At 43.7% G+C, this 15194-nt stretch carries 12 protein-coding genes; 10 read left to right on the top strand and 2 right to left on the bottom strand.

The features are described from left to right. Positions 1 to 9: 9 nt before the first annotated feature. The 9 genes from H4K34_RS10705 to queG all read left to right on the top strand — a co-directional run bounded on the left by H4K34_RS10705 (position 10) and on the right by queG (position 12125). Complete coding sequence (locus tag H4K34_RS10705; RefSeq protein WP_210757416.1) at positions 10 to 3141, top strand: TAT-variant-translocated molybdopterin oxidoreductase; 3132 nt, start codon at positions 10 to 12, stop codon at positions 3139 to 3141. 13 nt (positions 3142 to 3154) lie between these two features. Next, complete coding sequence (gene nrfD / locus H4K34_RS10710) at positions 3155 to 4555, top strand: NrfD/PsrC family molybdoenzyme membrane anchor subunit (RefSeq protein ID WP_210757417.1); 1401 nt, start codon at positions 3155 to 3157, stop codon at positions 4553 to 4555. Next, complete coding sequence (locus H4K34_RS10715) at positions 4542 to 5087, top strand: DUF3341 domain-containing protein (RefSeq protein ID WP_210757418.1); 546 nt, start codon at positions 4542 to 4544, stop codon at positions 5085 to 5087. The genes nrfD and H4K34_RS10715 overlap by 14 nt, the downstream gene beginning before the upstream one ends. Continuing rightward, on the top strand, positions 5080 to 5724 hold the full coding sequence (locus H4K34_RS10720; RefSeq protein ID WP_210757419.1) for a c-type cytochrome: 645 nt from the start codon (positions 5080 to 5082) through the stop codon (positions 5722 to 5724). The genes H4K34_RS10715 and H4K34_RS10720 overlap by 8 nt, the downstream gene beginning before the upstream one ends. A 36-nt stretch (positions 5725 to 5760) precedes the next feature. After that, positions 5761 to 7230 carry a quinol:cytochrome C oxidoreductase gene (locus H4K34_RS10725; RefSeq protein WP_210757420.1) on the top strand — a complete coding sequence of 490 codons (1470 nt, stop codon included), beginning with the start codon at positions 5761 to 5763 and terminating at the stop codon, positions 7228 to 7230. A 24-nt stretch (positions 7231 to 7254) separates the two neighbouring features. Beyond that, the gene (locus H4K34_RS10730; RefSeq protein WP_210757421.1) at positions 7255 to 8283 is read left to right on the top strand and encodes a cytochrome c oxidase subunit II; all 1029 of its coding nucleotides are present in this window, start codon (positions 7255 to 7257) and stop codon (positions 8281 to 8283) included. 45 nt (positions 8284 to 8328) lie between these two features. Further along, on the top strand, positions 8329 to 10089 hold the full coding sequence (locus H4K34_RS10735; protein ID WP_210757422.1) for a cytochrome c oxidase subunit I: 1761 nt from the start codon (positions 8329 to 8331) through the stop codon (positions 10087 to 10089). Positions 10090 to 10171: 82 nt separating this feature from the next. Further along, the gene (gene ruvB / locus H4K34_RS10740; RefSeq protein WP_210757423.1) at positions 10172 to 11197 is read left to right on the top strand and encodes a Holliday junction branch migration DNA helicase RuvB; all 1026 of its coding nucleotides are present in this window, start codon (positions 10172 to 10174) and stop codon (positions 11195 to 11197) included. Further along, positions 11187 to 12125, top strand: a complete 939-nt coding sequence (queG, locus tag H4K34_RS10745; protein WP_210757424.1) for a tRNA epoxyqueuosine(34) reductase QueG — start codon at positions 11187 to 11189, stop codon at positions 12123 to 12125. Before ruvB ends, queG begins: the two co-directional genes overlap by 11 nt. 55 nt (positions 12126 to 12180) lie before the next feature. On the opposite strand, the gene H4K34_RS10750 is transcribed toward queG, so the two are convergent. Further along, entirely contained in the window at positions 12181 to 12996 is an 816-nt protein-coding gene (locus H4K34_RS10750; protein WP_210757425.1) for an Omp28 family outer membrane lipoprotein, read from the bottom strand. Positions 12997 to 13001: 5 nt separating this feature from the next. Then, positions 13002 to 13352: a DUF6029 family protein gene (locus H4K34_RS10755; RefSeq protein WP_322107627.1), complete on the bottom strand. Its 351-nt coding sequence runs from the start codon at positions 13350 to 13352 to the stop codon at positions 13002 to 13004. Positions 13353 to 13359: 7 nt separating this feature from the next. Here H4K34_RS10755 and H4K34_RS10760 point away from each other — a divergent pair, with 7 nt between their 5' ends. Beyond that, positions 13360 to 14979, top strand: a complete 1620-nt coding sequence (locus H4K34_RS10760) for a T9SS type A sorting domain-containing protein (RefSeq protein ID WP_322107639.1) — start codon at positions 13360 to 13362, stop codon at positions 14977 to 14979. The last annotated feature ends 215 nt before the right edge of the window (positions 14980 to 15194 follow it).

Here is a 15194-nt window from a genome sequence, read left to right on the forward strand (position 1 = left end):
CAAACAAGAATGGCTGAAAACAAGAAATACTGGAGAGGGATTTCAGAACTTGAGAATCCGGAATTAGTGCAAAGCTTGTCCGAGCAAGAATTCCCATCAAATATTCCAGCAGAAGAGTTTTTAGGAAATCAGGATAATCTGGAGAGTACCCATACTTCTCGTCGTGATTTCCTTAAATATATGGGCTTCACCACTGCTGCCGCTACCCTGGCCGCTTGTGAATCTCCCGTTTACGAATCATTACCTTATGTAGTGGCACCCGAAGAAATTATTCCCGGGATTGCTAACTACTACGCGACCAGCTATTACGACGGTCATGATTATGCCTCGGTATTAATCAAAACCCGTGAAGGTCGTCCTATTAAAGTAGAGAACAACCGCGAGGCTAAAATGAATGGTGGGGCTAATACCCGTGTTCATGCTTCCGTGTTGAATTTATACGATGCTACCCGTCTTCAAAATCCAATGGTAAAAGGAGAGAGCTCAGATTGGGCTAGCCTGGATGCCGGAGTGAAGAAAGGTTTATTAGCGGCTGAAGCGGCCGGTAAGCAAGTGGTGGTATTAACTTCTTCTGTGATCAGCCCTTCTCAAAAGGCCCTGATCAAAAAATTTGGCGAGAGCTACAGCAATTTCCGTCATGTAAGCTTCGATCCAATGAGCTACTCCAATAAATTGGATGCTTGGAAAGAAGTAACCGGAAAACGTGCTTTAGGTCTTTACAATTTCGCCAATGCTAAAGCGATTGTATCGGTAGGTGCCGACTTCCTGGGCGACTGGGTTGGTCAATCCGTAGCGGGCGATTATGCGAAGAACCGTGTACCTGGTGAGGGTATGTCTCGTCACTTCCAATTCGAAGCCGGTCTTTCTTTAACCGGATCCAATGCCGATAAGCGTCATAAAGTAAAAGCTGCTGAATACGGTGCTGTATTAGTAGGTCTTTACAATGAGATCGCTTCGGCAAAAGGTATGGCTACTGTTTCAGGATCTTCGGTTATGAAGGCTGAAGTGAAAGCCGCCGCTCAGGAGTTATTAGCAGCTGGTAAAAACGGATTGGTAGTATGTGGTGGTAACAGCAAGGCCAATGAGCACTTGTGTATTGCCATCAACCAAATGTTAGGAAATACTGAGGTAACTGTTTCTCATAAGAATCGTTCTTACCTCCGTCAAGGTGATGATAAAGCCATCCAGGCTTTAATCGCCGATATGAAAGCAGGTAAAGTAGGTGCGGTAATTACCCACAACTTGAATCCTGCTTATGTTTTATCTGGAAATGCTGATTTCAAAGCGGGCTATGCCAAGGTACCTACTACGGTAGCCGTAAGCATGAAGTCAGATGAAACTGCTAAGCTTTCTGCTTTTGTAGCCGCTGAAAATCATTACCTCGAAAGCTGGGGAGATTTCAGCCCTGCGGATATGCACTACAGCTTGCAACAGCCTACCATCAAAACCTTATTCAGTACTCGCCAGTTTGAGGATTGCCTCATGAGCTGGTCTGGAATGGGTGGTTCTTACCTGAATTTCATCAAATCAAATTGGAATGCAGGTATCTTAGGTTCTACCGATTGGACTAAGGTTTTACACGATGGTGTATTTGTGAAGTCATCTGCGGTAGCCGAAGAAATGGCGGCCGACACTGAAATGGAAGAAGGTGGAATTAGCATCGACGTTGCCGTTTCGGCTGCCGATGCCTTAGCTTCTGCTAAGAAGGCTCCTTCCATGGAACTAAACTTTAGCCAGTTAACCGGTATGGGTGTGGGAACCATCGCTAATAACCCTTGGTTGTTAGAATTCCCTGATCCAATTAGCCGTGTTTCCTGGGATAACTATTTAAGTGTAGCTGCTGCTGATGCGGCAGAATTGGGCTTAAAGAACTGGAATGAATCTAATGGTGCCTTAAACGGTTCCGTAGTTACTCTTCAAGTGGGTTCGAAAACCCTGGAGAATGTTCCGGTATTCATTCAGCCTGGTCAAACTATTGGTACTGCTTGTTTAGCCGTGGGCTTTGGTCGCGACGGCGCAGGTGAGGTAGCCGATAAAGTTGGGGTTAATGCCTTCCAATTGATGGGCATGGACCACAGCGCAGAAGTGAAAATTAGCCCGGTAGAAGGCGCAGAACACAAGTTCGCTTGTATTCAGTTGGCGCATACTATGATGGGTCGTGATATCGTGAAAGAAGTAAGCTTAAATACTTTCTTGAACGAGCCTGCTCAGAACGGTCATGATGGCTGGAATGAGCCGCCAATCTTTAATACTTACAAAGGACCATTAGTAGGTGACGACGTAAACCTTTGGGACGATTTCGATCATGAAACCGGACACATGTGGAATATGTCTATCGACTTAAACCTTTGTAATGGATGTGGCGCTTGTGTTATTGCTTGCCACTCTGAGAATAACGTTCCGGTTGTAGGTAAAGATGAGATGCGTAAGCACCGCGATATGCACTGGTTGCGTATCGACCGCTACTATAGCTCTGATGTTACCAAGGAAAATGCAGATGAATTAGGTTACGAAGGAATTGGTCTTTTAGGAAAAGGTGCCACCGATATGTATGCGGACATGGAGAAACCTTCTGAAAGTCCAGAAGTATTCTTCCAGCCTGTTATGTGTCAACACTGTAACCACGCACCTTGTGAAACAGTATGTCCGGTAGCGGCTACAACTCACAGTGCGGAAGGTTTAAACCACATGACTTACAACCGTTGTATTGGTACTCGTTACTGTGCCAACAACTGTCCTTATAAAGTACGTCGCTTTAACTGGTTCCAGTACCATGATAATACCATGGGTATGTTCAAAGAGAACTACGCCATGAATGAAGACTTAGGTCGTATGGTATTAAACCCCGATGTAACCGTGCGTTCTCGTGGTGTAATGGAAAAATGCTCAATGTGTATCCAACGTACTCAGTTGGGTAAACTGGAAGCTAAGAAACGCGGTGTAGCACTGAAAGACGGTGAAGTTCAAACTGCCTGTCAGTTTGCCTGTGATACCGGAGCCATTGTATTCGGTGATGTAAACGATAAGAAGTCTCAGGTATTTAACCTGAAACAAGACAAGCGGATGTATCACCTTCTGGGTTCTGTAGGAACACAGCCATCGGTATTCTATCAAGTTAAAGTACGTAACACAACAGCTTAATTTCGAGGAAAACATGCATTACGAAGCGCCAATACGCAAACCTCTTATTGAAGGCGACAAGTCCTACCACGACATTACGGTAGATGTAGTTCGTCCGGTAGAGTCTTCAGCGCCCAAATCCTGGTGGCTGGTATTTAGTTTAGCCCTCCTCGCTTTCCTTTGGGGAGTAGGATGTATCCTCTACACTATCGGTGTAGGTATCGGTACCTGGGGTCTGAACAAAACTGTAGGTTGGGCCTGGGATATCACCAACTTCGTATGGTGGGTAGGTATCGGTCACGCCGGTACACTTATTTCCGCGGTACTGTTGTTATTCCGTCAAAAGTGGAGAATGTCCATCAACCGTTCTGCGGAAGCGATGACCATCTTCTCCGTAATTCAGGCGGCTTTATTCCCCGGTATTCACATGGGTCGTATCTGGTTGGCCTATTTTGTGTTCCCAATTCCTAACCAATTCGGTTCCTTGTGGGTGAACTTTAACTCACCACTGCTTTGGGACGTATTTGCGATCTCTACTTATTTCTCGGTATCGGTAGTATTCTGGTATGTAGGTCTTATTCCTGACTTTGCCATGATTCGCGACCGTGCTGTGAAACCTGTACAGAAGCACATTTATAAAATCCTCAGCTTTGGATGGGGTGGTAAGGCTAAACACTGGCAACGTTTTGAGGAAGTATCCTTAGTATTAGCCGGTTTGGCAACTCCACTGGTACTTTCGGTACACACCATTGTATCTATGGACTTTGCTACTTCGGTTATCCCCGGATGGCACACCACTATTTTCCCTCCTTACTTCGTAGCAGGTGCGATCTTCTCAGGATTTGCCATGGTACAAACCCTCTTGATCATCGTTCGTAAGGTGTTTAAGATGGAGCAATACATTACCATTCAGCATATCGAGATGATGAACATCGTAATTATGTTGACCGGTTCGATTGTAGGTATTGCCTATATCACCGAGCTTTTCATCGCATGGTATTCTGGAGTAGAGTACGAACAGTATGCCTTCTTAAACCGTGCAACCGGACCTTATTGGTGGGCTTACTGGAGTATGATGACCTGTAATGTATTCTCTCCACAGTTCATGTGGATCAAGAAATTACGTACCAGCTTAATGTTTACCTTCTTTATTTCGATAATAGTAAACATCGGAATGTGGTTCGAGCGTTTCGTGATTATCGTAACCTCTCTACACCGTGATTACTTACCATCAAGCTGGAGTATGTTCTCTCCAACTTTCGTAGACATCGGAATCTTTATCGGTACTATCGGTTTCTTCTTCGTTCTGTTCCTTCTATATGCACGTACCTTCCCGGTAATTGCTCAGGCCGAACTGAAGACCATTTTGAAATCATCTGGCGATAACTACAAGAAACTTCAAGAGAAACAAGAGCAAGAGCATGGCGAGCACTAATCAAACAATAATCAATGCACTGTACGACGACGACGATGTGTTGTTGTCTGGTGTGAAGCAGGTTCGCGAGAAAGGTCTCGAGATCCAGGAAGTATATTCTCCATTTCCGGTGCACGGATTGGATAAAGCGATGGGCTTAAAGGAAACCCGTATTGCCATTGCCGCATTCTTATACGGAACCTTAGGTTTAGCTACCGCGATTTCTCTTACCTATGGTATGATGATCGTAGACTGGCCCTTAAACATCGGTGGTAAGCCAAGTTTCAGTTGGGGTGAGAACATGCCCGCTTTCGTGCCCATCATGTTCGAATTAACGGTATTCTTTGCCGCTCACTTAATGGTGTGGACATTCTTTTTCCGCAACAAGATTTATCCAGGCGCCAAAGCTCAAAACCCTGATCCTCGTACAACCGACGACAAGTTTTTAATGGAAGTGGTAGCCGGTGGCGACCACAGCAATGAAGATATTATGGCCCTGTTGAAAGAAACCGGAGCTATTGAAGTAAGTGTAAATTCCGCTGAGCATGCTTAAAAAAGGTACTATCAATAAATTGTTCGCTTTTGGAGTAGCTGGTTTAATGCTGGTTGCTTGTAAGCAAGAAGAAAACCATCGCGGTTGGCAGTATATGCCCGATATGTATGATGGTCCTGCTTTGGAAGCCTATTCTCCTACCGATCTTTTCAGTGACAGTACTTCTGCACGTAAACCGGTGGAAGGAACTATTCCACGTGGATTTATGAGCTATGAGCACTACAGTGCCGATGCTGCTGGATACGATTCGGCGAAAGCCCATATGAAATTGCCTGCTGGCTTTGTAGCCGATGAGCAAACTATGGCGGAAGCCAAAGAACTGTATACCATTTTCTGTGCCCACTGTCATGGTGATAAAGGCGACGGTCAAGGTGTTTTAGTGAAAAGAGAGAAATTCTTAGGGGTACCTAATTATGCTGATCGTGATATCAACTATGGATCGATCTTCCATGTAATTACTTACGGTAAAGGGGTAATGGGTTCTCATGCCTCTCAGGTAACTCCAGAAGAACGTTGGAAATTGGCCCTGTATGTAATGGAACTCAAAGAGGCTATGGCTCCTGCCAAAGAAGAAGCCCCTGCTGAGGATGCCGCTGCTAGCGATGCAGCTGCTGAAGGAGAATCAACAGAAAGCTGATAAACGAAGCATTAACAATCTTTAACGACCGCAGAGATGTTTGAATTTTCAAGCCGACTAAAAACCATTTCTTACGTACTGATTTTGATTGGTGCGCTTTCCGTAGGCTTCAGCTTTCTGGCTGGCGGAGGTCATCATGAAGATGAGCACGGAGAACACGCAACGATGCACGATGAGCACGCTGATCATTCGGATCATGCTGAGCATGCCGATCACGCGAGCCATGATAACCATGGAGAAGAAGCTCATCACGAAACTGCAGTACACCCTGCTTTAGTGCATGACGATATGCCGGAAACCGACGATTTCACCTACCACAAAGGTGCTTCTCGTGCCATTCCGGAAAACAACCATTTTTATGCTTCACCTGAGCATCATGATGCTGAGCATATTCATCACCAAATTGAGAATAAGCCTTGGTCTAACCTTTTAGTAAATAGCTTTTGGGCTTTAGCTTTAGGTTTAGGAGCCTTGTTCTTTATGGCGGTACAATATGCTGCACAAGTAGGTTGGTCTGCTGTAATCCTTCGTGTATTGGAGGCTATGGCCAGCTTTATTTGGGTGCCTGGTTTGGTGATTTTGATTATCATCCTTACCGGATGGTTCCATATCGGTGGCAACCATGTGTACCACTGGATGGCTGAAGGAATTATGAATCCAGATAGTCCTAATTACGATGCTCTGATCGCAGGTAAGGAAGGCTATTTAAATGGCGCTTTCTTCACCTTAAGAGCTTTGATCTATTTAGGTGGATGGATTGGTGCCGCTTATATGTTACGTAAGATGAGCTTACGTTTCGAACAAGCTGGTGTAGATTACGCCAAAAACTGGGCTAAGATGCGTAACCTGGGTGCCGGATTCTTGGTATTCTTTGCGGTTACTTCTTCTACCAGTGCTTGGGACTGGATCATGAGTATCGATACTCACTGGTTTAGTACCTTATTTGGATGGTACGTATTTGCAACCATGTTTGTGTCTGCACTTACTGCCTTAATGATGATCGTGTTGTACTTGAAAGGTAAAGGTTACTTAGCTGAAGTTAACCAAAGCCACATCCACGATATTGCCAAGTTTATGTTTGCCTTCTCCATTTTCTGGACTTACCTCTGGTTCTCTCAGTTTATGTTGATTTGGTACTCTAATATCCCTGAAGAAGTAACTTACTACATGGCTCGCTTTGGTGAGTACAAAGGATTATTCTTTACCATGTTGGTGCTTAACTTCTTGTTCCCAATTTTAGTATTGATGAGCCGTGATGCCAAGCGTAACAAAGGATTTATCTTCACCGCAGGTGTGGTAATTCTCTTTGGTCACTGGATGGACATCTTTATTATGATTATGCCAGGATCAGTTGGTAGCAACTGGACTTTGGGTCTGGTACAAATTGGTACCATGCTCGGGTTTGTTGGACTGTTTATTAATGTGGTTTTCCGCGCCTTGAGCAAAGCTCCTTTGATGGCCAAGAATCACCCAATGTATGTGGAGAGTACCCATTTCCATCAATAATTAGAAAAGAAACACTAGTAATACATGGAGACTTTATTAGTAATCGTAGTAGCACTCCTGGCGGTTGCCGCCCTCACTCAGGCTGTTCGGATTTTTGAGATTTCTTCTCAAATCAAAGGAACCGACACTGATGTAAAGGTTGACGATCGTGATAACAACACCCAGGGCTGGTTAATGATTTTATTCCTCGTGTTCTTCTTTGGCGCTTTTGCCTGGATGGTCAATGAGTATAAGGCAGTTTTATTACCTGAATCTGCATCGGTTCACGGTGCCGATATCGATAACCTTTGGAATATTTCCATGGGTGTTATCCTAACTGCCTTCCTGGTAACTCAACCCTTATTATTCGGATTTGCCTTTATGTTCCGCGGTCGTAAGAATCGCAAGGCAACTTATATGGAGCACAACAACCGTTTGGAATTATTCTGGACTGGTGTTCCTGCCGTTGTTTTAGCTGGTTTGATCCTATACGGATTAACTACCTGGAGCAATGTGATGAATCCTGAAAATACCGAAGAGCCTATGGTAGTAGAAATCTACGCTAAGCAATTCGGATGGCAGGCTCGCTACGCGGGTAGCGACAATGAATTAGGTTATGCTAATGTGCGTTTAATCGAGGGGGTTAATACCTTAGGTGTAGACCCTAGTGATGAGCATTCTGCTAATGATATTATCACTAACGAACTGCATTTGCCTAAAGGCCGTCCGGTACTTTTAAAGTTCCGTTCTCAGGATGTTATTCACTCCGCTTATTTACCTCATTTCCGTGTGCAAATGAACTGCGTGCCTGGTACTCGTACCCAGTTTCAGTTTACTCCAAGCATTACTACCGCTCAAATGCGCAGTAAGCCTGAAATGATCGCAAAAGTGAAGCGTGTAAACGCCTTACGTGCAGAACGCGGTGAAGACCCATGGGAATTCGATTACGTATTGCTGTGTAACAAGATTTGTGGTGCGGCGCACTACAATATGCAGTTAAAGGTTGTGGTTGAAGAAGAAAGTGACTTCAACGAATGGATGAAGCAGCAGCAGACCTTTGCTGAAATGTTGTAAGAATTAGCTAGGAAAGTATTAAAGGACTGAAACCGAAAGAAGCAAATGGAATCACACGAACACCACAAGGAAACTTTCATCACGAAATATATTTTTAGTACGGATCATAAAATGATCGCCAAGCAATTCCTGATCACTGGTATGATCATGGGTATTGTTGGTGTGGGAATGTCCCTTTTGTTCCGTTTACAATTAGCTTGGCCTGATCATGAATGGCCAATCCTTGATGCCCTTTTAGGAAAATGGGCTGAGGATGGCGTAATGACGCCTGATATTTACTTGGCCTTGGTTACCATCCACGGTACCATCATGGTATTCTTCGTATTGACCGCTGGTCTTAGTGGTACCTTCTCCAACCTGTTGATTCCATTGCAGATTGGTGCCCGGGATATGGCTTCTGGTTTCATCAATATGTTGTCTTACTGGTTCTTCTTTGCCTCTTCTGTGGTAATGATTAGCTCTCTCTTCGTAGAGAATGGACCGGCTTCTGCAGGATGGACCATTTATCCACCATTAAGTGCCTTGCCACAAGCGATTCCAGGTTCAGGTACCGGTATGACTCTATGGTTGGTTTCTATGTCTCTGTTCATCGTATCTTCTTTATTAGGTGCCTTGAACTACATCGTAACCGTATTAAACTTACGTACCAAAGGAATGAGCATGACTCGTCTTCCTTTGACTATTTGGGCCTTCTTTGTAACGGCTATCCTGGGTGTGCTTTCATTCCCGGTTCTGTTCTCAGCAGCCTTATTACTAATCTTCGATCGTAGCTTCGGAACCAGCTTCTACCTTTCTGACATTATGGTAGCAGGCGAGCTTTTAACTAATCAAGGTGGTAGCCCAATCTTATACCAACACTTGTTCTGGTTCTTGGGTCACCCTGAAGTATACATTATTCTTTTACCAGCATTAGGTATTAGCTCGGAAGTAATTTCGACGAATGCCCGTAAACCAATTTTCGGTTACCGTGCGATGGTAGGTTCGATTCTGGCGATTGCTTTCTTAAGCTTTATCGTATGGGGTCACCACATGTTCGTTACCGGTATGAATCCATTCTTAGGTTCGGTGTTTACTTTCACCACCCTTTTAATTGCGATTCCATCTGCGGTAAAAGCCTTTAACTACATCACTACTTTATGGAAAGGTAATTTACAGTTTACCCCAGCAATGATGTTCTCTATTGGCTTGGTATCTACCTTCATCACTGGTGGTGTAACTGGTTTGATCTTGGGTGATAGTGCCTTGGATATCAACGTTCACGATACTTATTTCGTAGTAGCTCACTTCCACATTGTAATGGGTCTTTCAGCGATCTTCGGATTATTTGCCGGGGTATATCACTGGTTCCCAAAACTCTTTGGTCGTAGAATGAATAAGAACTTGGGCTATGTACACTTCTGGGTAACCTTTATCTGTGCCTATGGTGTATTCTTCCCAATGCACTTCTTAGGAATGGCTGGCTTACCCCGTCGTTACTATACCAATACCAACTTCCCGATGTTTGATGATCTTGCCGATATCAACGTGGTAGTATCCTATTTTGCTATTATTGGTGGTATTGCTCAGGTGATCTTCATCTATAACTTCTTCTACAGTGCCTTACGCGGTAAGAAATCTTCTCAGAACCCATGGCGTTCCAATACCTTAGAATGGACTACTCCGGTAGAGCACGTACATGGTAACTGGCCAGGAGAAATTCCAGAAGTACACCGTTGGCCTTATGATTACTCTAAGCCTGGTGCCGATGAGGACTTTATTCCTCAAACTGTTCCAATGACTGAAGACGAAATGGCTACCAGTCACTAGAATATTACGCTATAAGATATTTGAGAAGTCCCGGCCTTAGGTTGGGACTTTTTATTTTAGATAACTTTGCTGAAACAGCTATATGACGCGTTTTTTAGACGGAGAAGAGGAATTGGAAGACGGCCAGCAGGATTTTGAACAGAAGCTGCGGCCACTAAGTTTCGATGATTTTGCCGGGCAGGATAAAGTGCTGGAAAATCTCCGCATTTTCGTGGCTGCGGCGAATCAAAGGGAAGAAGCTTTGGATCATGTTCTTCTGCATGGACCTCCCGGCTTAGGAAAGACTACCCTGGCTCATATTATTGCCAATGAATTAGGATCAGGTCTTAAGCTTAGTTCCGGACCTGTGATCGATAAGCCGGGCGAATTAGCGGGGCTCCTTACCAATCTGGAAGAACGTGATGTGCTTTTCATTGATGAGATTCATCGACTTAGTCCGGTGGTGGAGGAGTATCTCTACTCTGCCATGGAGGATTATCGCATCGATATTATGATTGACAGTGGTCCGGCTGCTCGTAGTGTACAGATCAATCTTAATCAGTTTACCTTAATTGGCGCCACTACTCGCAGTGGCCTGCTTACTGCTCCTTTACGCGCTCGATTTGGGATTAATAGTCGATTGCAATACTATTCGGTGGAATTGCTTTCCAATATCGTGGAAAGGTCGGCGCATATTCTTAAAGTTCCAATCGATGCCAATGCTGCCGTTGAAATTGCTCGTCGCAGTCGCGGAACCCCTCGTATTGCAAATGCACTATTGCGCCGGATGCGCGATTTTGCCCAGGTAAAAGGCAATGGTACCATCAGTTTGGAAATCGCTAATTATGGATTAGAGGCCTTGCATGTAGATACCTATGGTTTGGATGAAATGGACCATAAAATCCTGCTCTGTATTATCGATAAGTTTAAAGGTGGTCCAGTTGGATTGAATACCGTGGCAACTGCTGTGGGGGAACAAGCAGGAACTCTTGAAGAGGTGTACGAGCCTTATCTCATTCAACAAGGTTTTATGGTTCGCACCCAAAGAGGAAGGATGGTAACGGAAAAGGCCTATAAGCATCTCGACAAAAAAGATCCCAATCTTCAAAACGGTTTATTTGACCTCTAAGGCCACTTATACCCGAAAGATAAAGGAAGAGGCCCAAAGGCTGGGTTTTGTCGCTTGTGGTGTCGCTAAAGCTCGTTATTTGGAGGAGGAAGCACCTAAACTCGAGAGCTGGTTAAATCAAAATTATCAGGGAGAGATGGCTTGGTTAGCTAATCACTTTGATAAGCGCTTGGATCCATCCAAATTAGTACCGGGTGCTAAATCGGTTATCTCATTAATTTTCAATTACTATCCTGCTAAAGTTCAGGAAGATCCTCAGGCACCAAAAATCGCCAAGTATGCTTATGGCGAAGACTATCATTTTGTTTTAAAGAGCAAGCTCAAAGCGCTGGTTCATTTTATCCAGGATGAGATTGGTGAAATTGATGGTCGAGTATTTGTGGATTCGGCACCGGTAATGGAACGTAAATGGGCTCAAGAAGCGGGATTAGGCTGGTTAGGGAAGAACACCTTATTGCTCAATAAAAAGGAAGGATCATTCTTTTTCTTGGCAGAATTGATTTTGGATTTAGAGCTGGAATATGATACAGCCATGCAAACGGATCATTGCGGAACTTGCACCCGCTGTATTGATGCTTGTCCTACTGATGCTATTCTTCAACCCAATTTACTGGATGCCAGTAAATGCATTTCTTATCTCACCATCGAACTGAAAGACTCCATCCCGAATGAGTTTAAAGGTAAGATGGAGAACTGGGCATTCGGCTGTGATATCTGTCAGGATGTTTGCCCCTGGAATCGCTTTTCCAAGCCTCATCAGGAAGAGGCCTTTAATCCTCATCCGGATTTGTTAAGCATGTCTTCGGGCGACTGGGAAGAATTAAGTGAAGAGGTATTTCGGGAGTTCTTCCGAAAAAGCGCTGTGAAGCGGACCAAATATCTGGGTTTACAGCGCAACCTAAAATTCATCCGAAAGGAGGAAGGCTAAAAAAAGCCCCTCCTGCAATTGCAAAAGGGGCTTTGTAGTATGGATGATTCTTGATCTAGATTTCGATGAAATTAGATTGTAAGATCTGGTAATTATCAGCATCATAAATAAAGGCAATTACCTCACAATTGGCTTTCACAGCATCAGAGGGTAAAGTAATGCTTTCTGTAAAGCTGGCACTACCGCTGGATAGGTCAATGGTTTTTCCATAAGTGCCACTAAAAGATCCTCGGAAAACGTGATCATGCACGTAATTGGGATTTACAGATTTGTCACCCAAAGTTTGAGCCGATACAATATCATTTTCAGTTAGGTATAAGCAAACCTTGATATTATCTGGTAAAGTACCCGTTGCGCTTACATTCCCGGATACTGTAAGTTCCATAGTTCCGGCATTATAGCTGTCTTCCACCAGATTGATTTCAGCCACCGGCTGACGTTCCAATTCAGTGGCAACTACTCCGGCCCAATCACCTTCGCCCTTAATCATTTTGTTTTCATCATAATCGAGGCGATTCACAAAGCCAACCGGTACACCAAATAGTTGGAAGAAGTTAAATAACTCCGTTCCCTCCGGGGTGTTAAAAGCCTTGGGATGCTCGGCATCAGTAGTGGCTAAGTTACCGGCATGAATACCAATCAAAATTAAATTCTCCTTGCCATAAATGGCTTGAAGGTTTTTTGCCTTTTGATTGGCGGCAGGGCAGTTATTACATTTTACTCCGGTAAATTCTTCAAGGAAAACACGGTGGCCGGTTCCCTGATATCCTTGTGAGCCACCTTCAATAAGTAGGTACTCGTCTTCCGGAATTTCATCACAGGCTTGCAAGCCCAGTAATAAAGCTGCGAATGCTAATATTTTAATCTTCATATTCCTTAGAAGTTTGAAGTGAGTAATAAACTAAAGCCATTAGAGGCAGGTACAACTCTACAAATACCACCAACACAGAATACACCTTGTTGTTGGCGACCATAGTTCACCTGCACCTTGGTAGTTCCACGGGTATATCCAAAAGAAACTAATGGATAATGAATTTGCAAATCCGGATCAGGATTACCGTAGTTGTAAGCATCTTGAACCGCCACAAACCACTGAGGAGCAATGGAGTATTCTAATAATAACAAAGCCCAGGATCCTCGATCTTGCTCGGTATGCATAAATTGAGCTTCGGTGCGAAGAGAGTGACGTGGTTTAATTTTCCAAAGCAATTCGGCTACAGCGGGCAATACAGTACTGGGAGAGTCCTCTTATGTGAATGTGGCTTTGGAAGGAGATATTGATATCACTAGCAATATTCTTACCGTTGATGTGGAAATGTATTTCACCGCTAACGCCCCTTCCGATGTGAATTTGAATGTGGCCCTTTTGCAAGATAATGTGAGCGGTCCTCAAACTGGGGCCTCCAGTAATCCTGGCCAGGTAAACCCTGATGGTACTTACAACCATCAACATATGTTGCGTACTTTATTAACCGGACAATGGGGTGAGGTAATTACCACTACTACATCCGGTACAACCGTTACTCGTCAGTATACCTATACTATACCCGCTTCTATTAATGGGGTGCCGGTTTCAATTGGCGATCTGGAAATTGTAGCTTTTGTTGCCGAAGGTCAAACCGATATTATTACCGGGGCTAAAGGACCAATGAATTATACCGCTCCTGGAGGTGCAGTGGTGGCTGACTTGAGTTCAAGCGCATCTGCAGTAAACAATTCGGATTATTGTGATCCTAATTTTACCCCTGAAATGACGGTAATGAATAATGGAAATCAAGCCGCCAGCAACTTTGATGTTTCCTATTCTATCAATGGTGGAACTGCCGTGAGCCAGAATGTAAGTGCGTCCTTAGCTGGAGGCGCATCAACTACTATTAGCTTCCCAACTATTAGTCTGAGTACCGGGCTTAACCTTATAAGCTATGAGGTTTCAACTGCTAACAATAGCAATCTTTATGATTTAAGTTCAGCGAATAATATCGCGGTAAGCGATCCGGTGATTGTTGTGTCACCAAGTCCTTTTGGGACTTTTTGGCATGAGGGCTTTGAGTCTTATTCACTGGGTGATGATGACTTTAGTAATTCCTATACTTTAAATATGGATGGCTATAATTTTTATGTAGTTAACCAAAGCATTGATCCTTCTGTAACTACCAATCTGGGTGCTTATGGAACGTCTAGTAACAGCTTATTGTTTGATTTCTTTAGCATCGCGAATGGCGGGAGCATGGCTGTAATGTGGGAAAAACTAGATTTGAGTTCCACTACAAACAATAGCATCATTTTCGATCATGCCTATGCTCAGTATACCAGTGAAAATGATCGTTTGGAAATTAAAGTTTCTACGGATTGTGGTGCTACCTGGAATTCAGTTTTTAATAAAGCCGGATCTGCTTTAAGTACGCGTACTGCAACCACCAATTATTATATCCCTTCATTTAATGATTGGACAACTGATACCATTGATATCTCTTCTTACGATGGAAGTGCAGAGTTAATGGTGCAGTTTATCGGAACCTCTAATTATGGTAACAACCTATTTGTTGATAATATTCAATTCTACAACAACACTTATGTGGGATTGAATGAGAATAACTTAGTGGAAGCTTTCCAATTATATCCAAATCCTGCCCAAGATCAATTCAATATTGATTTGAACTTAAGCTCAGATGCTAAAGTGGAAATTAAGGTTCTGGATATTACCGGTCGTGAACTATTGCAAGTGGCCAATAGTCAATTAAGCAGCGGTGAAACCAAGCTTAATGTTTCTGTGGAGGCATTACCAGCAGGCACGTATTTTATCGAACTAAATGTGGACGGCACCAAGTATACTGAAAAGTTGATGGTGAATTAAGGATCAGACAAGATTCGACCAGACTAAGGAGGGCTATTTAGTCCTCCTTATTTTTTGCCAATCAATTATAGAGGCACATGGCTTTATGATTGATTTGCAGGCCTTTTTTCGATAGGGAAAAAAAGAAGGAAAAAATTTCAGCTTTGATACTATAATCAAAATTGAGCCGTTGTACCGCCATCCTTCTACCCAAAGTGGAAGGATAGCTTTTTTAT

Source organism: Croceimicrobium hydrocarbonivorans (assembly GCF_014524565.1).
Classification (GTDB): Bacteria; Bacteroidota; Bacteroidia; order Flavobacteriales; family Schleiferiaceae; genus Croceimicrobium; species Croceimicrobium hydrocarbonivorans.

What these genes read in the sequence shown, in the direction of transcription:
- H4K34_RS10705 (WP_210757416.1), top strand. Translation starts at nt 10, where the DNA reads ATGGCTGAAAACAAGAAATACTGGAGAGGGATTTCAGAACTTGAGAAT.
- H4K34_RS10725 (WP_210757420.1), top strand. Translation starts at nt 5,761, where the DNA reads ATGTTTGAATTTTCAAGCCGACTAAAAACCATTTCTTACGTACTGATT.
- H4K34_RS10715 (WP_210757418.1), top strand. Translation starts at nt 4,542, where the DNA reads ATGGCGAGCACTAATCAAACAATAATCAATGCACTGTACGACGACGAC.
- ruvB (WP_210757423.1), top strand. Translation starts at nt 10,172, where the DNA reads ATGACGCGTTTTTTAGACGGAGAAGAGGAATTGGAAGACGGCCAGCAG.
- H4K34_RS10730 (WP_210757421.1), top strand. Translation starts at nt 7,255, where the DNA reads ATGGAGACTTTATTAGTAATCGTAGTAGCACTCCTGGCGGTTGCCGCC.
- H4K34_RS10735 (WP_210757422.1), top strand. Translation starts at nt 8,329, where the DNA reads ATGGAATCACACGAACACCACAAGGAAACTTTCATCACGAAATATATT.
- H4K34_RS10750 (WP_210757425.1), bottom strand. Translation starts at nt 12,996, where the DNA reads ATGAAGATTAAAATATTAGCATTCGCAGCTTTATTACTGGGCTTGCAA.
- nrfD (WP_210757417.1), top strand. Translation starts at nt 3,155, where the DNA reads ATGCATTACGAAGCGCCAATACGCAAACCTCTTATTGAAGGCGACAAG.
- H4K34_RS10720 (WP_210757419.1), top strand. Translation starts at nt 5,080, where the DNA reads ATGCTTAAAAAAGGTACTATCAATAAATTGTTCGCTTTTGGAGTAGCT.